Genomic DNA, 25,402 nt, shown 5'->3' on the forward strand with positions numbered 1-25,402 from the left:
AAATCAATTCCTTTTGTCAATTTTGCAATTTCTGGTACTAACGATAATTCAGTAAAGCCAGGATGTGTATTAATCTCAAGCATTTTTAAAGTGTTATTTTGGGGATTATAACGGAAGTCTGAGCGGGAAACAGTTTTGCATCCTAAAAATTGATGAACTTTTAGTGCGTGTTCCAAGGTCATTCTATATATGTTGTCAGGAATTTTAGCAGGAAATATATGTTCTGCAAATCCATCTGTATACTTTGCTTCATAATCATAGAATTTATTTTTTGGTCGTATTTCCATAGTGCCAATTGCTTCATTCAGCAACACAGCAGTATGTAACTCTATACCCGGTATGTATTCTTCTATGATCATCTTTTCCATTATAGTAGAACTGTTATTTTTCAGCTCTAAGTAATCCTCATGTGAGAAAATCATGTGTACTCCAATGCTTGAGCCTTCGTTAATCGGTTTTAAGACGTACGGATAATCAACTTTAATATTATTTTTTAGCACATCTTCTCGACTAATTACATAACCTCTTGGAGTGTCGATATTAAGAGAATGGAATATATGCTTTGACATCACTTTATTCATAGCAACAGCTGAAGCCATAACTTCTGAGTGTGTATATTTTATACCTAAAATCTCCAGTAAACCTTGAATACAGCCATCTTCACCATAAGGTCCATGTAGAGCAATAAAAGCAAGAGCGGGATTAGTTTTTTTAAGCTTTTGAGCAATGTTGCTATCAACATCTATTTCTATTGCATTATATGAAAGGCTATCAAGCGCCTTCTTTACTGCTTTTCCGCTCATAAGCGATATTTCTCTTTCGCAAGAAAATCCACCACTTAAAATTGCTATAGTTGGAACCATAAGCACCCTAATATTTTGCTATATATCATATATAAAAGATACTTTTATCTTCAATAGAAAAAACGCTTTGAAAAGTTCCACAGCTGTACAGATATTGCAATTTGCAGGTGGCAAGTAGTTTTATGTAAACTGGTTCCAAAGTATCATTGCTACGTGTTTTGACGGATCGTGGTACAGAGTATTGTGGCAGACCTGAAAATCACGCTTACCAGCTATATTTAGGGGTAGAAAATATTGATCATTCTCGAACCAAAGCTCGTTCTCCACAGACTAATGGCATATGTGAAAGGTTCCACAGAACTATGCAAGATGAATGTTACAATATTATCTTTAGAAAGAAAATTTACACCTCTTTGGCAGAACTTCAGTTAGACGTAGACCATTGGGTGCATTCTTACAATAGATCTAGACCGCATTCAGGTAAATATTGCTATGGTAAGACTCCTATGCAAACCTTTTTTGATAGTATGCATATTGCTTATCAGAAAAATATTGATAGCATTAAACAGGATGCTGATTTTGGTTTTGACTTTGTTAATTCTTCTGTCAGTTAATTCATGCTTGTCAGATTAAGTCTAGACTATTACAACCGAATTCCTGTGCCTTTTTGATTAAATTTTTTACAACTTTCTCTTTGTAACGTGTTTCATAATAATCTATTCCTCTTTCTACATATTCTTGTCCATACTTCAACATACTATAAAAGATACATGCTAATTTCCTTGCCGTAGCAGTAATCGCTTTTGGTGCACCTAGTCGTTTTTTTAACCTTCTACAATATGCACCTATTCCGCTATTGCTTCTTGATACACAGTGAGCAGCCATTCGAAATGCATTCGCGGCACGATTAATGACTTTACGTGTTCTTGTGCTAAACACTTTTTCCCCTGTAATTTTATTAGCAGGGCTTAGCCCCAACCACGAAGTAAAATGCTTTTCTGATCGCCATTTATTATAGTTAATACCAACTTCCGAAATGATAGTTTGTACAGTTAGTATATCCAATCCAGGAATTTTGGTAAAATCTATACCAGTTACTCGATATAATTCTTCATGCAAAGCAAAGTTTGGTTTACTTTTTCTGTGCTTATTTTTCTCTTCACCTAACTTTTTACTCTCATCAGACTTTGTCTCAAATGTTTTATAATATTCTTAAATGCTCCTGTCACATTCTGCTACTTTTTCCTGATAAATATTATATAGCTCAAATTCTTGCTTTAATGTAAATAGGTGTTCTTTTCTATAGTTTCCTGCTAATGCTTTTGCAATAACAGATTTATCACTTTTTATTCGTCCATCTCTTAGTTCAGCCAATTTTTCAGGATTATTCTCACCATCTATTATTGCTTTAATAATTTGCATTCCAGTTACACCAGTTGTATCGCTTATAACTTTATGTAGTTGAATATTCATTTGTGTTAGCGCTTTTTGCATACGCAAAGTATGTGTAGAAGCATTTTCAATTAAATTTTTACGTTGCCGAACATAACTACGCAATACACACATTTGATCATCTGGCCTAAATGACCCTTGGAGTAACCCGTAACTGTGTAGTTGTTGAATCCATTTGCACATCTGATTTTCTCCCAGGTACATTTTTAACATGTTTTGCGTTTACCAGTTTTACTTCAAATCCGTGTGATTCAAGTACTTGAAACAAAGGAATCCAGTACACTCCTGTTGACTCCATGGCTACTGTATTAACTTTACATTTTTTCAACCATTTTGCTATGTTGTAGAGATCTTCCGTAAAGCAGCTAAATTTTTGTATACGTTGTTCATCGCTTCCTTCGGGTACACATACATAATGTACAGCCGAGCCAACATCGATTCCTGCTGCATTAGATCTCTAATTTACTTTTGAACTTTGCCATTTTTAATCTCCATTATATAATAATCCATAATTGAGAAGTGCTTAAGCTTGGGACGGTTGAGTTATACATTCTTCTAATCGAGGTAGCCCAAAAGGCTCCATCAGTGGTTCGACCGTTCCTCCAAAGCCACGCTGTCCTACGGGCACTTAAGGCACCATTGCACAGCTCGGCTATAACTGCAAAAAGCTCTTCTCTACAAAATTATACATAAAATTTGCCATACACTTAGCTAGGAAGTTTCTTTTTGGTTTGACAGGTTTTATCTGTCCGGCGCTGTCCAGTATGATGGGGATTTTTAGGTCAATTCGGCGGATGCTATATACCATGCTGCTATAAAACCTAAATAAATCTTTCTGAATTCGACTTTGTTCTACATTATGAATGGCAGAATTGTTAGTATTATAAAGTGTAATAGTCTAGACTTAATCTGACAAGCATGAATTAACTGACAGAAGAATTAACAAAGTCAAAACCAAAATCAGCATCCTGTTTAATGCTATCAATATTTTTCTGATAAGCAATATGCATACTATCAAAAAAGGTTTGCATAGGAGTCTTACCATAGCAATATTTACCTGAATGCGGTCTAGATCTATTGTAAGAATGCACCCAATGGTCTACGTCTAACTGAAGTTCTGCCAAAGAGGTGTAAATTTTCTTTCTAAAGATAATATTGTAACATTCATCTTGCATAGTTCTGTGGAACCTTTCACATATGCCATTAGTCTGTGGAGAACGAGCTTTGGTTCGAGAATGATCAATATTTTCTACCCCTAAATATAGCTGGTAAGCGTGATTTTCAGGTCTGCCACAATACTCTGTACCACGATCCGTCAAAACACGTAGCAATGATACTTTCTGTTCATCAAAGAACGGTACTACCCTATCATTAAGAAGATCTGCAGCTGTGATAGCAGTCCTTTCTGTGTAAAGCTTAGCAAAAGCAACTCTGGAATAGGTATCAACAAAGGTTTGCTGGTAAATTCGTCCAATACCTTTGATATTACCAACATAATAACTGTCTTGGCTACCTAAGTATCCTGGATGCTCTGTTTCAATTTCTCCATGGGCCTCTTTTTCTTCCTTAGCCTTTTCTAGAGCTGTTATCTGTTCTTCTGTTAAAATGATACCATCCTGAGCTACTTTTGCTTCTAATGCCTTTAACCTCTTTTTAAAATTTTCAAGATCGTTTCTTTGCCACACTGATCTTATTCCACTTGCAGAGATGAGAATTCCTCTCTTTTTCAGTTCGTTTGCTGCTCTTTCTTGTCCGTATGCTGGAAACTCTATTGCTATTTCAACTACTGCTTTTTCTATATCCTCCGACACTCTATTTGCATACAATGGCTTGCTTTTGCTTATCTCGTGTAAAGCCTCTTCTCCTCCTGTTTCATACAGTTCTTTGAAGCGGTAAATGTATCCCTTGAATATCCCATTACTTTACACGCCTGTGATACATTTCCTAATTGCTTTGCAAGTTCTAGCAATCCCAACTTTGGTTTTAGTATTTTTTCTTGTGTTGTATTCATATCTGACACTCCTTTAAAACTTGTCTATATTTTTATCTTACTTTGTTTGCTTGTCAGATCAAGTCTAAACTATTACATATAAAGCCTTTCTGGATGTGGTTCATTTAAGATATTATATCCAACAATGGCAGGATGGTCCTTAAGTTCTCTTGCAAGATCTTGCCAAAATTTTGCTGCTTGCTTTTGAAAATCTTGATTTTTCCATAAACGCAAATCATCTCTATCGTTATTGTTTTGCCTCCACCGAGATCCAGGTAAGCTAAGCATCGTTAATACTACTGGTATTTTTTGTTGATGAAAAGCATCTAAAACATCTTTCAGAACTTTCAGATCTTTGGAAATCAGGCCCGGATAATTGTCTGCATTGCCCAAGAGGAAGTCACATTGCGTAGTTTCAAATTTGTCAGGAGCAAGACGAATAAAACCAATTTTGTATTCCTTTGCTGCTTTGATTAAGTCACTATCAACTTTTCTATTGAAAACATTTGCTCCCTTTCTAACTCCAGTTTGCCAAAAGAGCATTTTGCCGTTCTCCGGTATTGACTTAGCACTCACATTACAGAAAACTATAGAATACAAAACAGCTGTAATTAGAAGAAAAATTTTCACTTATATAATTTTGCTATAATGGTAAGTAACCTAACAGACAAGATCCCGTTTGTAAAGATGCACGGTACTGGCAATAGTTTTGTTATCATAGACTCACGTTCAGCAAATAATTTAGACTGGAATTATAGACAAATTGCTGATCAAGGCAGTTGTGATCAAGTGATAATTATAACAATGTCTAATGCTGCAAACTGCTTTATGCATATCTACAATGCTGACGGTAGTCGAGCTGAAATGTGTGGAAACGCAGCACGCTGTGTTGGATATTTGATAATGTTAGAAAAAGGTACTGAATATATCACTATTGAGCTGATAAATAATCGTATCTTAGAATGTTTTAAAGTAGGTGATAAATCAATAAAGGTCAATCTGGGTAAACCACTGCTTAAATGGAATGAAATTCCTCTTTCTTGTGAATGCGATCCCCTTTATCTACCTATAGAGCTTGAAATGCTGAAAGAGCCAGTTGCAGTAAATATTGGTAACCCTCATATAGTTTTTTTTGTTGATAACATAAGCGAAATACCATTGCAGAATTTAGGACCAAAGCTAGAAAATCACGAATTATTTCCTCAGAAAACAAATGTTAGTATTGCACAAATAGAAAAATCTGGAGAAATAAACTTAAGAGTTTGGGAAAGAGGAACAGGTATTACTGCTTCATGTGGTAGTGCGGCTTGTGCAGCATTTGTTGCATCTATACTTCGTAAGTGTTTGGCTACTAAACAAACTTCAGTGCATTTACCAGGAGGTCAGTTACTGATTGAGTGGTCAAAAAATATACTGATGACTGGGGATATAGGGTTTTTATGACCTAGGCTAGGCACTGACACTCATTACTTCTAACACCTTTTTACCAATCACAGCAGGGGTTTCTGCAATCGCAATCCCAGCACTGCGCATAACCTCTAATTTTGCACCAGCACTTCCGCCACTAGAGGAGATAATAGCCCCAGCGTGCCCCATACGTCTTCCTGGAGGTGCTGTTTGACCTGCTACAAAACCAACGATTGGCTTTTTAGTTTTTTCTGTTTTCACAAAATGTGATACATCCTCTTCTTCGTTTCCACCTATTTCACCAATAACTACAATACCATGAGTATCGTCATCTTTTAAAAAGAGCTCCATACAGTCAACAAACGTCATACCATGAACAGGATCCCCTCCAATTCCTATACATGTTGACTGACCAAGACCAACAGCGGTTGTTTGTGCTACCGCTTCATAAGTTAAAGTTCCAGAACGAGACATAATTCCTATATGTCCACGTCCGTGAATATGTCCTGGCATAATTCCTATTTTGCATTCTTCGGGTGTAATAACCCCTGGACAGTTTGGGCCAATCAATCGACTGTTTGAACCAGCGAGAGCGTGCTTTACCTTTACCATGTCAAGTATAGGAATGCCCTCTGTGATGCAAACTATTAATTCTATCTCTGCATCTATTGCCTCAAGTATTGCATCAGCTGCAAATTTAGCAGGTACATATATCACAGTAGCATTCACATCAGTTTTTTCTTTAGCTTCTGCTACAGTATTAAAAACTGGTAAATTAAGGTGAGTGCTTCCACCCTTGCTAGGAGTTACACCGCCAACCATTTTGGTTCCATAGCTAATTGCTTGTTCTGAATGAAATGTACCTTGTGCACCAGTAAAGCCCTGGCATATTAATCTTGTATCTTTATTTACTAAAACAGACATACTCTACTTCACCTCTTGTACTATTTTCTGTGCAGCCTCGTCAAGTTCGTCTGCAGCAATAATATTTAGCCCTGACTCTTCTAAAATTCTTTTTCCTTCTTTAAAGTTAGTGCCTGATAATCTAACCACTAAAGGGACCTTAATATCTATTTCTTTTGCAGCTTCAACTATTCCATTTGCAATGATATCACAACGCATTATACCGCCAAATATATTAACCAAAATTCCTTGTACATTACTATCAGATAATATAATTTTAAATGCTTCAGTGACAGTTTCCTTACTTGCTCCACCACCAACATCTAGAAAGTTAGCAGGCTCTGCTCCATAGTACTTTATTATATCCATTGTTGCCATAGCAAGACCTGCACCGTTCACCATGCAACCAATATTGCCATCCATTTTGATGTAACTAAGTCCATGTTTTGAAGCTTCTATCTCTTCTTTAACTTCTTCATCATAATCACGAAGCTGCACGATTTCTGGATGACGATATAAAGCGTTGTCATCAAAATTAATTTTAGCATCAAGTGCAACAAAATCCCCGGAATTTGTTTCAACTAGTGGGTTAATTTCTATTTGGCTTGCATCAGTTGTAATAAACGCATCATATATATTTTTTGCAATATTTGTTATTCTTTCTATTTGTTCTGAATTCAAATTAAAATTATTGGCAAGTTTACTGTTATCAAGATTTGTAAAACCAGTAGCAGGGTCAATATCAAATTTCACAATTTTTGTAGGAGAATTTTTTGCCACTTCTTCAATATCCATTCCACCTTCTGAGGAAAATATAAATACTAACCTACTGAGCTTTGGATCAACTACTAGACTCAAATAGTACTCTTTTTTAATGCTTGAACCTTCCTCAATGTATACTCTTCTTACCTGCTGTCCACTAGGCCCTGTTTGATGAGTAACTAAAGTTATGCCAAGCATGTCCTTTACAAGTTGTTGAGCTTCTTTAGTTGACTTTGCTAGCTTTACGCCACCAGCCTTACCCCTACCACCTGCATGAATCTGAGCTTTAACCACAAACACGTCAGATTTTAGTTGATTTATTTGAGTTTCTACTCCTTCTGCAGATGTAGCAACAAAACCCTTTGGTACCGGGACATTAAACTTGTGTAAAATTTCCTTTGCTTGATATTCATGAATATTCATAAGATAACTAATTATTAACCTTAGTAAAAACTACCAACCATAACGCTGTCTTCTGCATTCTTGCTGATACCTCTTTTTCCTTGCTTCAGCTTTTTTTTTAGCTGTTTTCTCTGATTTCTTTTCGTGATATTTTTTTTTCATTTTGAGCCCTCTTCCTTCCTTTTGAATTATTTTTCTCAACACTGGAAGAGCTCTATCTACATCACCATAATGGACTGATACTTCAATCAAACTCTATACCTCCTTCGATAATCACTTCAAAATCCATTTATAAATTAGAAAATTAACATTGTCAATTATTTTATAAACTTGAGCGATAGAATATGATATGCAGTGATTTATATGAAAAAAGCTTCATTCTGCTGTCAATCATTTACTTGCTGATAAAAATTGCTTTTAGGTTACAGTGCTCTTGTAATTTTTCTAATCTCGGGGCGGAGAGATTTGAACTCCCGACCCTTTGGTCCCAAACCAAATGCGCTACCAGGCTGCGCTACGCCCCGACTTCTTTACTAAGAGTATCGATAGTTCGGAAAAATGCAAGTTTCATTTATTTCTTTTAGGAAAAATATAATGCAGATTTCTTTATATAGAGTGTCAAGTTGCACTAGCCATATTAAAAAATCTAGCTATACCAATTGGTGAAGGTTAATGCAGCAACTACAGCAGTATCAACTCTCAAAATTCTTTTTCCTAGACTCAGTTTCTGACAAAATTTATTGGCAGAATCAAGTTCGTAAGATGAAAAACCACCTTCGGGGCCAACAATAATAGCAACGTTTTTCTTGCCTTTTAGAACTTTATTAGGAGGTTGTCCTTCACCTGTTTCATCACACAAAACAAAATTTTTATTCTGGGAATCGGATAATTCACAAAAATTAATAGGAAGAAAAATCTGTGGTATACTTGTCCTACCGGATTGTTCCGCAGCTTCAATTGCCTGTAATTTCGCTCTACTTAGGTTAATGTTTTTTACTACTGTACGTTCTGTTGAAATAAATTGAATGCAGGTTACTCCCATTTCAGTTGCTTGTCTTACTATGTTGCTTAAGGCGCCGCTTTTTACCAGAGCACAATACAAATATAGATTTTTTTCATGTTGTTGTTGTTTAGTGCGTTCTTTTATTATAATTTTTGTCGATTTACTTGATATATTCACTACTTCTCCTAACCATTCTCCATCCTTTCCATTAAAAAGATAGATGTTATCATGCTTCTTAAGCCGCATTACATTGTAAATATAGTGACTTTGTCGTGGATGAAGAGCCAAACTTACATTTTGTGATAAAGCTTCTTCAACATAAAGCCTAATTTTTTTCATTCAAAACTTTAGTTATTTGCATTCTGTTTGAGTGACTCTTACGGGATTTGAACCCGTGTTACCACCGTGAAAGGGTGGTGTCCTAACCACTAGACGAAAGAGTCGACTTGAATCTAACTGAGTTATATCGATTATACATATAAAGTCAATTCAATTATTTTGAATCACACAGTTAGAGTGATATATCAGTGATTTTATATCGACAGCCTCCTATTACCCCATGTTCAATGCTTACTGAACCTATCTCAGATTTAGGAGCTTTAGATCCTAAATCTAATTTTTGTTCAACTTTTGTATCTGAATCATAGCCAGAATCGTATCCAGAATCTCTACGCTCAAAATTTTGCCTTATTTCTTTTACGTTAAAGCCAGCCTTGGTCTTGATTTGCTGACTCGCTGGCTTATTAGCACTTTGCTCATTTAGTTTTACTTGCAAATTATTCACTTTATCCTGCACTAATCCATGATAAGTCCCAGAATTATCTTTTATATGTTTTGCTTGTCTTTCTGATCTCTTTTTCGATAAATCTACTTTAGCATAAATAGGCTCTGGTTGCTCTTTATGATTTAAGCTAGTGGGCTTTTTTTGCTCTGAGAAATCATCTACATCTTCATAAATAGGTTCTCCCGATATACTAGAATAACCACTATCTTTCAATGATAAATTTTCAGTAGATCTTTTATGCAAATCATATACTTCAGCATAAATGGATTCTTCCGATACGCTCAACTCTTCTAATGAGTTACTAACCTTAGCGTCATATACCTCATCATAAATGGGCTCTTTTAAAAGTAAAATATCATCATGCTCAAAAATTCTAGGAGGTTTTTTAGGTGAGTTGGCCTTAAATTTTAGCTCTACTTCCTCTTTAAGCTTGTCACAACTTTCCGTTTGTTTCAAAATCTCCAATATTTCTTTTCTTTCTTTTTTTATTAGCTCACCAAGCACTAAACAACATTTTTCTTTACGATCTTTGAGACTGTCCTTATCTCCGTACTGCATAGCTTCTGATGCTATTTTGTATTGAAGGATTACATTTCCTATACTATTATTTATTTCATTAATATTTGCTCCAGCACTAATAAGTAACGTCATTACATTATGATCAAGATTTGTTACTGCATACTCTAAAGCTCGATTTAAAGTTTGATCATTATTCAAGTCAAATGACCCCTTGTTCCTAAAAGGATTAATTCTAGAAAAGAGTTTTTCAAAGCTGTTTACTATATTATGAAGACTTAAAGCTAGCCTCACGCCTCTTATATTGCTATTTCTAGCGGATTTAATTAAAAAACTATCTACTATACCCATGATTGTACCCCTCTATATAAAAGCTCACCATTGTGGTACAATTTTAAACTATAACGATTTATTTTATATTAATAACCGCTTTTCACACCCACTTGACAAGAGGCGGCATCGACATCATAATTGCATCGGGGTTACCATTAGTCATTAAACCAAACCTTGTACCACGATCATAAAGAAGATTGAACTCCACATATCTGCCACGTTTTATCAATTGTTCTTCTCGTTGTTCTTTTGTCCAAGATTTTTGCATATGTTTGTGTATGATGTGTAAGTAAATTTCTAAAAAGGCTTCACCTACTGCTTTTGTGAACTCAAAATCATTTTTCCAGTTGCCAGAAGTTAGATTGTCATAAAAAATTCCACCAATACCACGTGGCTCTTTTCTATGTTGTAAAAAAAAGTAATCATCACATTGCTTTTTAAATTTCGGATAATATTCGATGTTGAACTCATCGCAAGTTGCTTTAATTGATTCGTGAATATACTTGCAATCTCCCTCATCTTTATAAATTGGAGTAAAGTCCACTCCTCCACCAAACCATTGTTTTGAGGTATATATCAGCCTTGTGTTCATATGTGCTGCAGGGATAAGGGGAGATTGCATGTGAGACACTAAAGATATACCGCTTGCCCAAAACTCTCCATTGCTTTCACTTGCACCAGGAATTTCATTAATGGCTGAGTCTGCGAGCTTTCCGTATACTCTTGAAACGTTTACCCCAACTTTTTCAAAAATATTACCAAAGATAATTGTAGATTCACCACTTCCTCCACCTGGTCGGTTCCACTTTCTTTTTTCGATTTTTGGTTCTATGAATGACTGTAACTCAATTGATAAGAAAGATTCGGTGATCTTGTTTCTCAGTGCGCAGAACCATTCAAATGCTTGTGTCTTTTGTTTTTCCATAATGCCTTCTGTTGGCTTATTAATATTATTGTACTCTATATTTACAGGAATTAATTAGATTGGGATAGTAACTACCCATCAAGGATGTTAATAAATCTATAATAATTAAATCAGTATAGTAGAATATTTTTATATGCGCAAGGATGCCAAGCAATAATAATGAGTAAAAGATACATAGATAACAAAAAAGAGAACAGAGTTGACTTCATACTAAGAAATTATGGGATGTCAATTATTGTGATGGCAGTCATTATGTTCTTACCTCCAATAGCAATATCAGTACTCTATTTTTCTAATGTATATAGTCAGCATGTTAATATAGAGATTAATTTATTAATTAGCATTCTAATGACTCTCTTTGTGGCATATAATATAAAACGTTACAAGTATCTACTTAATATCATAGAGTTTCAAAATGCAATATTTGCAAATGCGCTGAATCATAATACAGAGTTTTGTCTCATTTTACATAAAGATGAGGGTATTATTTATGCTGATGCGAGGTTCTACGAAAGGTTTAAAGATCACATAAACGATGATGTTACGCTAGATAAAATTCTTGAAGCAGGAGATGTGTCAGAAAAAGACAGAAAATCACTCTATCATGCGTTAAGAAATAACACTTCTGTAAAAGTATTCATTTCCTTAAGCAAGAAGAGTAGAATATCTAACTTTCTTTTGCTCTCTGAACCAATACCGGATAATCCACAAATTGCTATAAATAGTAATAAGACTTTAAATTTATCATTAGCCCCAATAGCAAGACCGAATGGGTATTTTGTACTGAAGGCAACACAGGTAAACAAAGAGCAGGTATATGAAGAGTTGATAGAGAAACACAATATAGCAACTTACGTTGCAAATACAAAAGGAGGTATCTTATCTGTAAATAAAAGATTTTTAGACATGTTTGAACTAAAAAAATTGGAAAAAGGTAGCTCAATCAATGATTTTATATCTCAATCTAAGTATGACGATACAATAACCAAAAATGAAATTATGTTTTTTACTATAAGCGGTACTCCATTTAAGGCTTATATGAGTACTGCTATATTTTGTGATAAATACAATCATAGCTATATACACGGCTTTATAACACCAACTGAATCAAATATTGTTGATTATCAACTACACCCTTGTTTTACAAATTCGTCAATTGCTATTGCACAATGCGACATAAATGGCAATTTTATAAAGAAAAATATAGCATTAGTAAAACTTGCGGGGTCAAATAATGGTTCTATCTTTGCATTGATATCAGATGGTTATCATATGAAAGTGCGTGAATATTTTTCAAGTAATAGGATAAATAATGCGTCCTTTGATGTGCAGCTCAATGGCAGTAATAACATGAAAATATATTTTAATAAGTTTCTTCATAATAAAGTGATGTTCATACTTTGTTATTTTATTGATAATACTGAACGTAAAAAACTAGAGATAAAACTTGAGCATTATCAAAAGGTGCAAGCTATAGGGCAATTAGCAGGTGGTATTGCACATGATTTCAATAATATATTAACCGGAATAATAGGATTTTGTGATTTGCTTTTACTCCAGCACTCAGCTAGCGATCCATCTTTTGGAGATATAATACAGATACAGCAAAATGCAAAACGTGGGTCAAATTTAGTAAGACAACTGCTTGCTTTTTCAAGAAGACAGACTTTGCAGCCAAAGATTATTAATGTAAATGGTACGATAGCTAATCTTTATGAAATGATCAAAAGATTAATAGGTGAAAATATAAAATTTAATATTTATTATGGTAGCGATTTGGGTGCTGTTAGGGCTGACCAAGGACAATTAGAGCAAGTTATGCTTAACTTAGCAGTTAATGCTGGTGCTGCTATGGAAAAGGGGGGAGAGTTAACTATACGAACCTTTAATCAAAAGGTTGATTCATTAAATTCTACACCTCAGGATATGTTTTCTCCAGATAAGGAAACGATTGAACATGGGAATTATGTTGTGATTGAAGTGATTGATACTGGATGTGGAATGACGAGTGATATAATTGAAAAGGCATTTGATCCATTTTTTTCTACCAAAGATATTACTTCTGGTACAGGTCTTGGCCTCTCTACTGTATATGGCATTATTAAACAAACCGAAGGATACATCTATGTTGCTAGCAAAGTGAATCATGGAACTAAATTTAGCATATTTTTGCCCATAGTTTACATATCAGATGAAAATGATGAAGAGGAAGATAGTAAAGAAATAGAGAAACCGGTAGAGATTAAAGGTAATGGTATAATTTTATTAATTGAAGATGAAGATTCAGTAAGGGAATTTACTGCTAAGGCTCTTACAAGAAAAGGATTTAATGTAATAGAAGCGAGTATAGGCAGCGAGGCACTAGAGATCATTAGAAAAAAAAATCAACACATAGATCTAATAATCACTGATGTAATCATGCCAGAGGTGAGTGGTCCAGAAATAGTTAAAGAAACATTGATACATAGGCCAAACATCAAAGTTATTTTTATTTCTGGGTATACAGAGGATGCTTTTTTAAAGAGCGATGAAATCAATATAGAAGACTTCCATTTTTTACCCAAACCATTTACTCTGAATGAGTTAGGAAATAAGGTTCAAAGTGTGTTACGCAAGACAAAAAAAGGCAGTTTACTTTGAGCATGATTGGCAACAAAAAAATTTTTCTAATGCAAAAATTTCTTGCATATATACAATAGAGTTATTTTATACATAAGATAAAAGGCGTGAGCAAGATCATTGCAATAGTAAATCAAAAGGGTGGAGTTGGTAAAACTACAACTAGTATAAATTTATCAACAGCCTTTGCTGCTGTGGGAAAAAGTACTTTACTGGTAGATCTTGACCCTCAAGGAAATGCTAGTACAGGACTTGGGATTTCTTATCGTAGCAGGGAAGAAAAAAATATATATAAAATACTGCTGAGCAGCGAAAGTGAATTGGTGGAATCGGCAATTTTCAATATAAAGGAAATTCCAAATCTATCGCTGATTTCATCAGTGGTTGACTTATCAGCTGCAGAAATTGAGCTATCACAACTTGAGCAGGGAAAATTCGTACTAAAAGATACGCTAGAGAAAGTACGTAATAATTATGAGTACATAATTATCGATTGTCCTCCATCACTTGGTCTGCTTACTATCAATGCTCTGACCGCTGCTGACTCGATTATTGTTCCTCTTCAGTGTGAATTTTTCGCTCTGGAAGGATTGAGCCATTTAGTTAAGACTGTAGAGCTGATAAAAAGAAATAACCTAAACCCTTTCCTGTTAATAGAAGGAATATTGCTCACAATGTATGACAGACGCAACAAACTTAGTGAGCAGATTAAAAATGATATTTGCCAATATTTAAATGATAAAGTATATAAAACTATTATCCCCTTGTATGTGACCATTATTCCACGTAATGTACGGTTATCAGAAGCGCCTTCTCATGGAAAACCTGCTATTGTATATGATCTTAAGTGTCCTGGTGCACAAGCATATATAAGTTTGGCAAAAGAAATTTTAAAGAAACACATGAGCATCTGTAAAGAGAAAAAGCTGATAAGTGAGGGTGCAGCGTGAAGGACAATAGGCGCTTAGGTAGAGGTCTTGCTGGCCTCATAGGCGATAATTATGGTAATAAAGAAGATCGGTTACCTATTTCATTACTACACCCGAGCAAATTTCAGCCGAGAAAATATTTTGATGAGGAGTCATTAAAAGAACTTGCAGGTTCGATAGAGAAAAATGGTATAATACAACCTGTTGTGGTGCGCAAAGATCCAAATAATGAAGGTTATGAAATAGTAGCAGGGGAACGTCGTTGGCGAGCAAGTAAGGTCATAAATCTTAATAGTGTGCCGGTTATCATAAAAGATTTAAATGACAAGGAATGCTTAGAAGTATCGATAATTGAAAACATACAGAGGCAAGATATTAATCCAATAGAAGAAGGTGAGGCGTACAGAAAACTAATAGATGAATTCTCCTATACACACGAAGAATTAGCCTTAACTTTAGGTAAAAGCCGCAGTCACATAACCAATATGATACGAATGCTGTCACTCCCTAATGGAGTAAAAACAATGATCAACGAGAAAAAATTGTCTATGGGTCATGCAAGAGCATTGATTAATGTTGAAAATGCGGAAAGTATTGCAGAAAGAATAGTTTCTCAGGGCCTGAGCGTTAGACAAACTGAAAAATTGATAAAAGACTTACAACAAAATAACGACCGAAAAGAGCATAATTGTACTAAAAATCAAGATATGGCAGCATTAGAAGGAGCTATATCTTCTCAGCTTGGTTTAAAGATCAAAATTAATGACAGTAATTCTAAGGGTAAAGTCATGATACGTTATAACAACTCAAATGAATTGGATTTTATATTGAAAATTTTGAATAGAAGACTTGAATCAGCTATTAATGTCGAAAGTAGCTCATAGAAATTTCTTGACAAACCTTCCCACTTTCCTTGCAATGGAAGTGAAATGGTGGAGTTTGTCAAGTAAGTTATTTCGTTTCTACCTTCAATAAAAATTTGCACGCAATAGCACAGAAGCATACGTTGCTATTCCCTCATTTCTTCCAATAGAACCTAATTTTTCCGCTGTGGTTGCTTTGATATTTACGAATTCACCATTAATTTCTAATATTTTTGATATGAATTCCTTCATTCCCGCTTTGTAAGGCGATATTTTAGGCTCTTCACAAACTATAGTAATATCTAAATTAGACACGCTATATCCTTTTTCCTGTGCTTTTTTAGCAGCAAAGTCAAGAAAATGAGATGAATTGCAATCCTTCCATTTAGAGGAATTAGGAGGAAAATGTTCTCCTATATCGCCACATCCTAGTGCTCCGAGTATTGCATCAACGATTGCATGTATTGCAACATCACCATCGGAATGTGCCTCTATTGCCATATTATGCTCAATTTCCACACCGCAAATTTTTATAAAGCTCTTAGCATCATTTTGAATTTTAACAAATTTATGTATATCATAACCGGTTCCGACACGGAATTTTGGCTCTCCAAAGAGAAGTTTTGCCACATTGATATCCTCTTTTGTAGTTAACTTAAAATTCTTTTTCTCACCTTCAATAATCGCAACATGTTTTTTATGCTCCACCATTAGTGATGAATCATCAGTAAATTCTTTGACTGATTGATGGCACGATAATAATTCTCTGAAATTAAAAATTTGAGGAGTTTGCATGGCTCTAAGTTTTTCTCTTGAAATCGTAGATTCAATGAAATTATTACTCACCAACGATATAGTATCCTCGACTTCTATTGCTGGAACTACTCCTGTATATTGACCATTAATCATAGATTCAATCAAGTTGTTTATTAGAATATTTGATACAAAAGGCCTACAAGCGTCATGTATAATAACAAAATCTGGATTGATCTTTTGCAAACTCTCCAGTCCAAGTTTAACTGAACTCTGCCTGCTTTTTCCCCCACATACTGGACTCAGCAATTTAGTATCTATAGTTGATGACGTAACTTCTTTATAGAAATCTTTTTGACTTTCATTCACTACCACTCTTATGTAACTTATGTACTGATTAGCTAAGAATTTCCTAATTGTGTGAAATAAAACAGACTTACCTGCCAATTTTATATACTGTTTAGGGATTTTGGCATTGCATCTACTGCCTACTCCTGCTGCAACTATTAATGCTGCTATCTTGTATTTCTCAAGTCTGTTAGTGTGCATGCTTACCATTTTCGGTGTTAATACAAGTTATCTAGCATTTTAAAAAAGTTGATCCAATTCTCAAAAAAGAATATTCTTTTACTAGGTGTAATATATGCTAGAGGAAAATAATGCACGTTGCTAAGTGTAACAAAGAAAATGAGATACATCTTATATTTTTTCATGGAATAGGTGATAATTATAAAATGCGTCCAGGTATATACAAGATAGATCTCCATAGGTCTAATTTCTACACTCATGCACATAAATACCCAATTGCATTTCAAAACTATATAACTTACGCAATAGCTAGTTTCTTATTTTTAGGAATATCCATATTATCACCCGCTCTGATATTATTTACCAACCCAATGACGTCTAGGACGGCGAATTCAGCAATATTAGCAGCTTTGATTTGCACTTTTTTGTCTATATCAATACTCATGATTCCATTTATAAATAAGAATAAATGATAATATACCAATAGTAGTCATTAATCATGAAAGAGACACCTTAATACCATATCCTGTACAATTGGCAAAGGCAGTAGTGATCTATTGTTAAATAGAAATTCGATTAAGATCGTTAATCTGAGAGGCTTTACAGATAACCCGCATAACGGAGTTTTATCTAGTTGGCAATTGAGTGAAAATTTGGCTGATCTCATGCCTAATAAAATAATGAATAGATAGTACTTACAAAAAACTGTATATTTTTCGGTAAATTAACTATTCTAAACACATGCAAAAACGTCATATAACTATTTGTTGTGTACTGCTTTTCATAATAGGGGCATTATTTTTGATGCGTCCTATGATTGTTCCGTGTCTAATATCTGTTTTTGTTGCACATCTATTTAACCCGCTAGTAACCAAGTTTGAAAAATATAGAATACCACGTTCATGTTCTGTAGTTTTTATAATACTTACCTTATTGATAGCTTTTATATTAGTTATCACATTTGTTTTACCTATTATATATTTTCAAATTACTTTAATATTAAATTTCTTAGTGAATAAGATACCTTCATTAAAGCTTAAAGTGATTCCTTCTGTGCTAGAATTTCTTAATATAAAAACTGAAGATAGTTTATTTGATCACTTGTCTAAAAATCTAGTAGAAAATTTACAGTGATTATATATCTTATTTTATAAATGCTCTTAGCATGGGCAGTAATCTTATAATTCAAGTGCTAAATTCAAGCTTTAATTTGATTTACATGGTATCATTAATAGCTATTACGCTTGTGGTGTTTTTTTATGTATTACGTGATTGGCCTGCAATTGTAGAAAAGGCTAATAAACTAATTCCCATTCTTTACAGAGAAAAAGCTGCAGGTTATTTTTCCAAAGTAGATTTCATTATATCTAATTACCTAAAGGGACAGTTAAACGTATGTATAGTCATGATGATCTTTTACTCCGTGGGCCTTAGCATAATTGGGCTGAAGCATTCTGTAGCTATTGGAATTTTATCAGGAACATTAACATTTATACCCTATATAGGGCCATTATTATACACTATTATCGGATTTTTGAGCGCCATTACTCAATTTAGTGGATGGTTTGAAAGTACTGCTGTCTTGCTATTATTTAGTGTTGGTCAATTAATAGACTCAAGCATATTAGTGCCTTTATTAATAGGAAAAAAAGTTCATATACATCCAACTATCATTATTTTAGGAGTTGTCATATGCACCTCATATTTTGGGTTTATAGGTATATTATTTTTTATTCCAATAATAGGAATGTTCAGTGTATTAGTAGAATATGCAGTCAATAAATATTTTGAAAGTGAGCTTTATAAAAATGGCTAATTAGTTCACAATAAAAAGAAAAAGGACCTCTGATACATTTGAGAGATGCAAGTAAATTTTTATGCAAAAATTATTATCAAAAAGTAGTAATGTAAGAGGCTTTACGTGCAATTAAATTTATTTAGCAATAATCAAGTTGATTATTGCTGGCAAAACTATATCACCTTAGACGAAAATAAGCATGTATATAACTCAATAGTTAACGATTTATCTTGGAAATGCCTGATTCTTTTTGGACCTAACAGCTCTGGAAAAACTCACCTTGCTCATATTTGGCAATCAATAAACAATGCAATTTTTATCAATGTGAATAATTTTGTAAGCGAAATGAGGTATAGCGATGCGTTTATTTTAGAGGATGTACAAAACATTAAAGATGAGGAAATGTTGTTACATTGCTATAATTATATGAAAGAAAATGATAAGAGACTGCTAATCACTTCTTCAATTTCACCAAAAAAGCTTAACTTCAAACTAAGAGATTTAAGCTCCCGAATATTGTCAACTACCAGCGTAAAAATTTTGCCTGCAAGCGAGGAATTATTAAGAATTATGCTAATAAAACGATTTTCAGATAAACAGTTAAAAATTGATTTAAAAGTGATTAATTATATTCTAGCAAGAATAGAACGTTCTTTCCACAGCATTAATAAAATTATAGAAAAAATAGATAGTGAATCCATAGGATCAAATGTAACCATTCCTTTTATTAACACTTTATTAAAAAAAAGTCCCAAGTGATTCCTTCTGCTCAAGACATTTGTTATATATATTAAAGATTTATTAATACCCATACAATAATGAAGTTGAAATCACTATCTCTTTATGTTAAAATTATAATAAATGCTATGATGTAATAAGCATAAACAGACATAGCTAAGGGATATTTTATATGATAGTAAAACTTACTTTACAGTATGTTTTTATAGATTTGATGTTATAATTGAAATATGGTAAAAATAAGATCAAATTTAAAAAAAAGGTTAAAACAAAGGTTTGTAGTACTTACTTTATTGATAAATGTTTTATTTATCTCATATTTTCTTATAAAAAATACAAAAAATACTTTTAATCAAATTATAGTCAAAGAAATAAATATAGGAGCTGATAATGAAAAATAAACAACCACAAAATAAAAAAGAGGATCTTTACATAACGTATTACATAGATACTTTGGTTTCCGAAAAATCCTCTACACAAAATACTTTGGAAAGTTATCGTTCAGATTTACACCAACTTGAAAAATTTTTATTAGAAGGAGGCACTACCTTAGTTGGTGCAAGTAAAGCTAATATTAAAGATTATGTAAACTTTTTACGTACACAAAAGAAATATAAAACTAGCTCTATATCAAGAAAAATATCTGCTATCAAAAATTTCTATAAGTGCCTATTTAATGATGGAATAATAGATTTTAATCCAGCACCGGCTAATGATAATGAATTAAGAAATCCAAAGGTTTCCCGTCCTTTGCCTAAGTATTTAAGTGTTCAAGAAATATTTTTGCTCATGGAAACAGTAAAAAAATCAGCAAGCGGATCGAATAAAGAGATAAGCAGTAAAAGGCTATGTGCAATTTTAGATATTCTTTACTCTTCCGGGATGCGTGTTTCTGAACTAATCAATATGAAGTTATGTGAAGTATCACATTTAGTAAACAGTAATGGTAAGGAAGGCTACATAATAATAAAGGGAAAAAGTGGCAGAGAAAGGCAAATCTTTTTTAATCAACAAGCATTGCAAAGCCTTAAAGATTATTTATCAATTCGTGACAATCTGCTCCCTAACAACAAAAAATCTGATTGGCTATTCCCAGGTGATAAACCTAATAAACCAATTACAAGGCAAAGAGTTGGTCAATTAATAAAGGAATTAGCAAGAAAGTGCGATATTGATGAAAATAAAATCTCTCCACATGTGATTAGGCATTCTCTTGCTACCCATCTACTGAATAGCGGAGCAAATACTGTGCTGATACAAAAAATTCTTGGCCATACTAATCTTTCTACAACACAAATATATACTCATATTGCTAACGAAAAGTTAAAGGACAAATTAGCTGATTCTCATCCTATTACTCAGATGATCAATAATTAAACTTATTGCTTTTAGTTTTGTAGTAAAGTTAAATTCAAATAAGTTTACGTGCGTTTGTGATTGCAAGTTTATTATTTAATTTACTCCTTATATTATGGGAAGTATTCTATACTTTAATTACTCTCCCTGTAATTTTCTTTCCTGAGTGTGTAATAACCATTTTCCTTGTTTGCTCGGTGAGAGTTGTATTATTCATGTTGCGTTTATTATGTGGCATTAAATATGAAGTGAGGGGAATGGAAAACATTCCTAAGCAACCTTTTATAATTGCATCTAAACACCAATCTCCATTTGAAACATTTATTTTTATACTACTCTTTAGAAAAGCAGTTTTTATTTTAAAACGTGAATTGAAATGGATTCCATTCATTGGTTTGCATCTCATGGCATTAAAAATGATTTTTATTAACCGCTCAGATGGTATTAGTTCTGTGCGTCATATCATGAAATTAGCAAAAGTGTGTATAAAAGAAAATAGAGGCATAATAATATTTCCTGAAGGTACAAGAACAACTATAAACCAAAATATAAAATATCAATCGGGTATTGCTGCTTTATATAGCGTATTATCTGTTCCTGTGTTACCGATTGCTTTAAACACTGGTTTGTTTTGGCCAAAAAGCATACTTTCTCTGAGAAAGAATCCCGGAAAGGCGGTAATAGAAATATTACCTCCCATATATCCTGGGTTAAACAAAAATGAATTCTTGCAAAGTTTAGAAAAAATCATTGAAGAAAGAAGTAGTAGATTAATTGCAGAAAAAACTGATATTGCAAATTAACAAAAAAACTTTATAATTAAAAGAAAAGTACAGGTATTAATATATGGCAAATCATAAGAGTGCTAAAAAAATGATGAAGGTAATAGCAAAGCGTACTTTAGTAAATAAGATGCGAAAAAGCAAAACTCGTACTGCTATTAGAAGATTAGTTGATATAATCAAGTCTGGTGATAAAGAGAATGTTGTCTTGGCATTTCGGAATGCTGAATCCAATTTACACAAATGTGTAAATAAAGGTGTCATTCATAGGAATACCGCTGCGCGTAAAATAAGTCGCTTAAATGCAAAAGTAAAAGCATTGATGACCGCTTAATACGGTTAATGTAAAGTTAGCTGTATTAATATATACTCTCAGTTTGTATGTTCTGTATAAAATTAAGTAGCTTAAGTGATGGATAAAAAAGCATTATTGGAACTAAGTAATGGGTCAAAAATTGATCTGCCCGTATTAAATGGAACAGTAGGTCCTGGCGTGTTAAATATCAAGGATTTATATAAGAAGACAGGATTATTCACTTACGATCCAGGGTTTGTTTCTACAGCTTCATGCTCTTCTACAATTACATTCATTGATGGAGATGAAGGAGTTCTTAAATATAGGGGACATAATATAGCTGATTTGGCAGAGAATAATAATTTTACTGCTGTGATTTATTTATTGCTCTATGGTGAATTACCCAGTTCAGAGCAACACAAAAAATTTCTTCTCAAAATACAAGAATCATCCAAAGTATCAGAGCAAGTTACAAATGTAATCAAAGCATTTCCAAAAACTGCTCACCCTATGTCGATTTTAGTTGCATGTTTTGCAAATTTGTCAGCGTCTTACCATGAAATGCATGGCAACAATGTCAATGGTGAAGATTTAGATTTTGGAATTTCTGCAATAGCAAAAGTTCCTGCAATTGTTGCAATGATTTACAGACATATCAACAATCAGGAATTCATAAATGCTAATAATAAATTAAGTTATAGTGAGAATTTCTTAAATATGATATTTGGCAGTGCTGTTAATAATACCCTTTTTGTAAAAGCTCTGGATAAAATATTTACTCTTCATGCTGATCATGAACAGAATGCTTCTACAGCAGCTGTCAGATTGGTAGGGTCAGCTGGTTCTAATCTATTTGCAAGCCTGTCTACAGGAGTTGCTACACTTTGGGGTCCAGCACACGGTGGAGCTAATGAGGCAGTTATAAATATGCTAAAAGAGATAGAGCAAAGTGGAGATGTAGATAGATTCATTGAGAAAGCTAAAGATGATAAAGATCCATTTAAGCTAATGGGATTTGGACATCGCGTTTATAAAAACTATGATCCGCGCGCGCTTATATTAAAGGATGCTTGTCATGAGATTTTAAGCAAACTAGAGCAAAACAATGAATTACTTGAAATTGCAAAAAAACTTGAAGAAATAGCTTTAAAGGATGAGTATTTTATTACACGTAAGTTGTATCCAAATGTTGATTTTTACTCAGGTATAATAATGAATGCTATCGGTATCCCTTCAAGTATGTTTACACCCATTTTTGCACTTGCAAGAACCACTGGTTGGGTTGCCCAGTGGTATGAAATGGTAAACGATAAAGAAACCAAGATTTGTAGACCAAGGCAGCTATACCTTGGCAAATAAACTTTCATTCACAATTCATCTTTGAATAGCTAATTTTCTTTAGCTATAAAATACAGCAAATTGTTTTTTACTAGTTGATGTCTGCTTTTTTGCAGAACATTGGTCAGGCTGTGATATAGAAGGTTGGTTAAATGTTGTTTTGGGCTTATTAAAAGAAGATCGTGCTGAAGATCGTGCTGAAGAAGGGCCAAAGCCACTACCTTTAGCCGAATTATCATCTTTAATTCTTTGTGCATCTTCATCATAGTAATTGAGGCCAAGTAATTTTCTTGAGTTTCCAGTAATTGATTTACCTATAACTGAATTCTTAGGTGAATCACAAAAACCACTATCTGCACTTGTATCTGCACTTGGTCCATCCGTCCCTACTTTTTCTTTAGAAGGGGCAAGAGTTTGTGGTTTCATAGCTGGCACACGTGCAGGATCAATGGACAGTTTATAATCCTTATTGATTACAGAGCTCTCTATGATCTTATCCATCACACAGTAAGCAATGTCTGGGTTAGCAAAATCTATTCCATACACTCCTTTACTGCCCAATAGCGATTTCTGTGAAGTCCGACCTTCAAAGCTATTTAATATATCCATACCAAACATATTATTAACGTGATTCACTTCTTCTCTTGTTAAATATCCCTCCTCATTATTATAACTTACAATAGGAATTAAAATTAAATCTTCGTCACTGTTCAAGTAAGAGTCACGCACAATACGATCAACTGGTATGTTTGCTTTACGAAGCAAATCAACCACTGCAAATTTCAGCATGTCAGTAACTCCAATCTCGCCTTTTGGAGTATTAAAACAACGACATGTCAAGTATATTTCATGGCTTACTATGTCTTTGACGAACTTAAGATCATCAAAAACGCCTTTCTTTAAATATACATCATTCCCCTCCTCTTCTAAAAAACCCTTAAATCTTTTAGGACTCTTTTCATAACTTTCCATTCTCGATGAGAATGATTTTACAAAAGATTCTTTTAATTCTCGATCATCAAAGCCCTTACAGTATAAATAAGATTTTCTTTCAAAACTCACATCGTGTACATTTTCATTCACATAATCTGGACCTTTAGGATGAACGTCCATAATACGTGCTATTGTAAACCGTATAAGTTCATTAGCTAGCAAATATTTTAGATTACAAACTACCTCTTTTTCAATTGGCACTGAAAACCTATGTCTGCTACTATCTGTAATCCATTTTCCTCGCTTAAAGTTAAAAGGAAAAGAGTCTGTATAAAAAAGATCATTAGCAGCCTCTTCGACAAAAACTTTTTTATCCTCATCTTCATTATCTCCACAAAACTTTCCTACTATACTCTCTCTCATATTTTTCAAGTAGTCTTTGCGCTGACCAATATTCATATCTTTATCAAATGAGAAAACAATATGACCTTTTTCTACAGTGAGATTAGTAATAACAGTCTCATCAGAAAGAAGAACACTATTAAACGCTTTTACTAATTCTCGATTTATTTTACTTTTATTAGGCATAACGCCACCCCCCTAAACTAATATAATTATTTACTGTTGCCCTGACCACTAGATTGATTTTTCTTTCTTTCCTCTTCACGTCTAATTATGTCTCTAAAATCATCTATTTTCTTTGGATCTATTTTGCTCAGATCAATCTTTACTCTCCCTGAATCAGGTACTTTTTTATTTGGATCATTATTGCCATACATATCAACCTCTAAATTAAATTATTATGTAATGAGTATATTAAGAATCAACTACTAGCACAAGCAGTTTTTTAACATAAATTTTATTCACCATTTTTATACTCCTGGATTCCAGACTGGGATGACAAGAGAAGAAGTACTGGAATAACAACTTTTTAAATTAAGTTTTCTGGATCCCAGTGTCACGCACTGGGATGACAACGGAGGGGCCACTTGCATGACAGCCTTTTAAAATTGGTATGACACCTTTTGGTACACAACCTTTGGTGCATTATGCACTCAAGACAATGTCATTCCAGCACTTCCTCTCTTGTCATTCAAGTAGCCTCTTTGGTATCAAAGAATAGCCTCTTTGGTGTCATCAAGTAGCTCCTTTAATGTCATTCCAGTGCTTGACACTGGAATCTAGTAAAT

Annotated in this window: 21 protein-coding genes, 2 tRNA genes and 4 pseudogenes; 11 read left to right on the top strand and 16 right to left on the bottom strand. The window is 33.7% G+C overall.

Annotation, left to right across the window (positions count from 1 at the left end; all coding sequences use genetic code 11):
- A partial coding sequence (locus OUY_RS04015; protein WP_139686751.1) for a D-alanine--D-alanine ligase occupies nt 1-869 on the bottom strand: 869 nt, incomplete at its 3' end.
- Between the two features lie 134 nt (nt 870-1,003).
- Between OUY_RS04015 and OUY_RS04020 the strand changes: the two are divergent.
- Nucleotides 1,004-1,417 (top strand): annotated as a pseudogene (locus OUY_RS04020) (integrase core domain-containing protein); the annotation flags it as partial.
- A gap of 10 nt (nt 1,418-1,427) precedes the next feature.
- Here the strand turns inward: OUY_RS04020 and OUY_RS04025 are convergent.
- The 3 genes and pseudogenes from OUY_RS04025 to OUY_RS04035 form a co-directional block, all read right to left on the bottom strand.
- Nucleotides 1,428-2,737: pseudogene (locus OUY_RS04025) on the bottom strand (IS110 family RNA-guided transposase).
- A 441-nt stretch (nt 2,738-3,178) separates the two neighbouring features.
- A pseudogene (locus OUY_RS04030) lies at nt 3,179-4,266 on the bottom strand (IS481 family transposase).
- Between the two features lie 72 nt (nt 4,267-4,338).
- Nucleotides 4,339-4,821, bottom strand: coding sequence for a cellulase family glycosylhydrolase (locus OUY_RS04035; RefSeq protein ID WP_246038703.1), 483 nt, complete (start codon nt 4,819-4,821; stop codon nt 4,339-4,341).
- A gap of 72 nt (nt 4,822-4,893) precedes the next feature.
- Between OUY_RS04035 and dapF the strand changes: the two genes are divergently transcribed.
- On the top strand, nt 4,894-5,688 hold the full coding sequence (gene dapF, locus OUY_RS04040) for a diaminopimelate epimerase (RefSeq protein WP_139686752.1): 795 nt from the start codon (nt 4,894-4,896) through the stop codon (nt 5,686-5,688).
- A gap of 6 nt (nt 5,689-5,694) precedes the next feature.
- Here dapF and sucD read toward each other — a convergent pair whose 3' ends face one another.
- The 8 genes from sucD to hemF all read right to left on the bottom strand — a co-directional run bounded on the left by sucD (nt 5,695) and on the right by hemF (nt 11,280).
- The gene (gene sucD / locus OUY_RS04045) at nt 5,695-6,576 is read right to left on the bottom strand and encodes a succinate--CoA ligase subunit alpha (RefSeq protein ID WP_139686753.1); all 882 of its coding nucleotides are present in this window, start codon (nt 6,574-6,576) and stop codon (nt 5,695-5,697) included.
- A 3-nt stretch (nt 6,577-6,579) separates the two neighbouring features.
- Nucleotides 6,580-7,740, bottom strand: coding sequence for an ADP-forming succinate--CoA ligase subunit beta (gene sucC / locus OUY_RS04050; protein WP_139686754.1), 1,161 nt, complete (start codon nt 7,738-7,740; stop codon nt 6,580-6,582).
- A 30-nt stretch (nt 7,741-7,770) separates the two neighbouring features.
- A complete protein-coding gene (gene rpsU / locus OUY_RS04055; protein WP_007302350.1) occupies nt 7,771-7,971 on the bottom strand; it encodes a 30S ribosomal protein S21 in 201 nt (66 codons plus the stop codon).
- A gap of 198 nt (nt 7,972-8,169) precedes the next feature.
- Nucleotides 8,170-8,243 (bottom strand) — tRNA-Pro (locus tag OUY_RS04060).
- 122 nt (nt 8,244-8,365) lie between these two features.
- Nucleotides 8,366-9,061, bottom strand: coding sequence for a 16S rRNA (uracil(1498)-N(3))-methyltransferase (locus OUY_RS04065; RefSeq protein WP_015588133.1), 696 nt, complete (start codon nt 9,059-9,061; stop codon nt 8,366-8,368).
- Between the two features lie 32 nt (nt 9,062-9,093).
- Nucleotides 9,094-9,165, bottom strand: a tRNA-Glu gene (locus OUY_RS04070).
- A gap of 68 nt (nt 9,166-9,233) precedes the next feature.
- Entirely contained in the window at nt 9,234-10,373 is a 1,140-nt protein-coding gene (locus tag OUY_RS04075) for a hypothetical protein (RefSeq protein ID WP_179949529.1), read from the bottom strand.
- 82 nt (nt 10,374-10,455) lie between these two features.
- Nucleotides 10,456-11,280, bottom strand: a complete 825-nt coding sequence (gene hemF, locus OUY_RS04085; RefSeq protein ID WP_139686755.1) for an oxygen-dependent coproporphyrinogen oxidase — start codon at nt 11,278-11,280, stop codon at nt 10,456-10,458.
- A gap of 159 nt (nt 11,281-11,439) precedes the next feature.
- Here hemF and OUY_RS04090 point away from each other — a divergent pair, with 159 nt between their 5' ends.
- The 3 genes from OUY_RS04090 (at nt 11,440) to OUY_RS04100 (ending at nt 15,712) form a co-directional block, all read left to right on the top strand.
- Nucleotides 11,440-13,920: a response regulator gene (locus tag OUY_RS04090; RefSeq protein ID WP_139686756.1), complete on the top strand. Its 2,481-nt coding sequence runs from the start codon at nt 11,440-11,442 to the stop codon at nt 13,918-13,920.
- 86 nt (nt 13,921-14,006) lie between these two features.
- Nucleotides 14,007-14,849, top strand: coding sequence for a ParA family protein (locus OUY_RS04095; RefSeq protein WP_010404000.1), 843 nt, complete (start codon nt 14,007-14,009; stop codon nt 14,847-14,849).
- Nucleotides 14,846-15,712, top strand: coding sequence for a ParB/RepB/Spo0J family partition protein (locus OUY_RS04100; protein WP_139686757.1), 867 nt, complete (start codon nt 14,846-14,848; stop codon nt 15,710-15,712). Before OUY_RS04095 ends, OUY_RS04100 begins: the two co-directional genes overlap by 4 nt.
- An 84-nt stretch (nt 15,713-15,796) precedes the next feature.
- Here OUY_RS04100 and ispD read toward each other — a convergent pair whose 3' ends face one another.
- Together ispD and OUY_RS05995 are read right to left on the bottom strand one after the other, a co-directional pair.
- Complete coding sequence (ispD, locus tag OUY_RS04105; protein ID WP_139686758.1) at nt 15,797-17,002, bottom strand: 2-C-methyl-D-erythritol 4-phosphate cytidylyltransferase; 1,206 nt, start codon at nt 17,000-17,002, stop codon at nt 15,797-15,799.
- Between the two features lie 268 nt (nt 17,003-17,270).
- Nucleotides 17,271-17,417 carry a hypothetical protein gene (locus OUY_RS05995; RefSeq protein ID WP_010404009.1) on the bottom strand — a complete coding sequence of 49 codons (147 nt, stop codon included), beginning with the start codon at nt 17,415-17,417 and terminating at the stop codon, nt 17,271-17,273.
- Nucleotides 17,418-17,713: 296 nt separating this feature from the next.
- On the opposite strand from OUY_RS05995, the pseudogene OUY_RS06760 reads away from it, so the two are divergent.
- The 6 genes and pseudogenes from OUY_RS06760 (at nt 17,714) to OUY_RS04140 (ending at nt 23,300) form a co-directional block, all read left to right on the top strand.
- Nucleotides 17,714-18,788 (top strand): annotated as a pseudogene (locus tag OUY_RS06760) (AI-2E family transporter).
- Nucleotides 18,789-18,893: 105 nt separating this feature from the next.
- Entirely contained in the window at nt 18,894-19,529 is a 636-nt protein-coding gene (locus OUY_RS04120; RefSeq protein WP_064085999.1) for a DnaA ATPase domain-containing protein, read from the top strand.
- Between the two features lie 369 nt (nt 19,530-19,898).
- Entirely contained in the window at nt 19,899-20,885 is a 987-nt protein-coding gene (locus OUY_RS04125) for a site-specific tyrosine recombinase (protein ID WP_139686759.1), read from the top strand.
- Nucleotides 20,886-20,941: 56 nt separating this feature from the next.
- Complete coding sequence (locus OUY_RS04130) at nt 20,942-21,667, top strand: lysophospholipid acyltransferase family protein (RefSeq protein ID WP_029237643.1); 726 nt, start codon at nt 20,942-20,944, stop codon at nt 21,665-21,667.
- Nucleotides 21,668-21,710: 43 nt separating this feature from the next.
- Nucleotides 21,711-21,980, top strand: coding sequence for a 30S ribosomal protein S20 (rpsT, locus tag OUY_RS04135; protein WP_007302369.1), 270 nt, complete (start codon nt 21,711-21,713; stop codon nt 21,978-21,980).
- Between the two features lie 78 nt (nt 21,981-22,058).
- Complete coding sequence (locus OUY_RS04140) at nt 22,059-23,300, top strand: citrate synthase (protein ID WP_139686760.1); 1,242 nt, start codon at nt 22,059-22,061, stop codon at nt 23,298-23,300.
- Nucleotides 23,301-23,339: 39 nt separating this feature from the next.
- Here OUY_RS04140 and OUY_RS04145 read toward each other — a convergent pair whose 3' ends face one another.
- Both OUY_RS04145 and OUY_RS05925 read right to left on the bottom strand, forming a co-directional pair.
- Nucleotides 23,340-24,800: a hypothetical protein gene (locus OUY_RS04145; RefSeq protein WP_139686761.1), complete on the bottom strand. Its 1,461-nt coding sequence runs from the start codon at nt 24,798-24,800 to the stop codon at nt 23,340-23,342.
- 26 nt (nt 24,801-24,826) lie between these two features.
- The gene (locus OUY_RS05925; RefSeq protein ID WP_167481349.1) at nt 24,827-24,991 is read right to left on the bottom strand and encodes a hypothetical protein; all 165 of its coding nucleotides are present in this window, start codon (nt 24,989-24,991) and stop codon (nt 24,827-24,829) included.
- Nucleotides 24,992-25,402 lie beyond the last annotated feature (411 nt).

It is taken from the genome of Wolbachia endosymbiont of Leptopilina clavipes, from assembly GCF_006334525.1.
In the GTDB taxonomy this organism is placed as follows: domain Bacteria; phylum Pseudomonadota; class Alphaproteobacteria; order Rickettsiales; family Anaplasmataceae; genus Wolbachia.

Coding starts and splice junctions, on each gene's coding strand:
- dapF (WP_139686752.1), top strand. CDS start 4,894: ATGGTAAGTAACCTAACAGACAAGATCCCGTTTGTAAAGATGCACGGT.
- sucD (WP_139686753.1), bottom strand. CDS start 6,576: ATGTCTGTTTTAGTAAATAAAGATACAAGATTAATATGCCAGGGCTTT.
- sucC (WP_139686754.1), bottom strand. CDS start 7,740: ATGAATATTCATGAATATCAAGCAAAGGAAATTTTACACAAGTTTAAT.
- OUY_RS04065 (WP_015588133.1), bottom strand. CDS start 9,061: ATGAAAAAAATTAGGCTTTATGTTGAAGAAGCTTTATCACAAAATGTA.
- OUY_RS04075 (WP_179949529.1), bottom strand. CDS start 10,373: ATGGGTATAGTAGATAGTTTTTTAATTAAATCCGCTAGAAATAGCAAT.
- hemF (WP_139686755.1), bottom strand. CDS start 11,280: ATGGAAAAACAAAAGACACAAGCATTTGAATGGTTCTGCGCACTGAGA.
- OUY_RS04090 (WP_139686756.1), top strand. CDS start 11,440: ATGAGTAAAAGATACATAGATAACAAAAAAGAGAACAGAGTTGACTTC.
- ispD (WP_139686758.1), bottom strand. CDS start 17,002: ATGGTAAGCATGCACACTAACAGACTTGAGAAATACAAGATAGCAGCA.
- OUY_RS05995 (WP_010404009.1), bottom strand. CDS start 17,417: ATGAGTATTGATATAGACAAAAAAGTGCAAATCAAAGCTGCTAATATT.
- OUY_RS04125 (WP_139686759.1), top strand. CDS start 19,899: ATGAAAAATAAACAACCACAAAATAAAAAAGAGGATCTTTACATAACG.
- rpsT (WP_007302369.1), top strand. CDS start 21,711: ATGGCAAATCATAAGAGTGCTAAAAAAATGATGAAGGTAATAGCAAAG.
- OUY_RS04140 (WP_139686760.1), top strand. CDS start 22,059: ATGGATAAAAAAGCATTATTGGAACTAAGTAATGGGTCAAAAATTGAT.
- OUY_RS04145 (WP_139686761.1), bottom strand. CDS start 24,800: ATGCCTAATAAAAGTAAAATAAATCGAGAATTAGTAAAAGCGTTTAAT.
- OUY_RS05925 (WP_167481349.1), bottom strand. CDS start 24,991: ATGTATGGCAATAATGATCCAAATAAAAAAGTACCTGATTCAGGGAGA.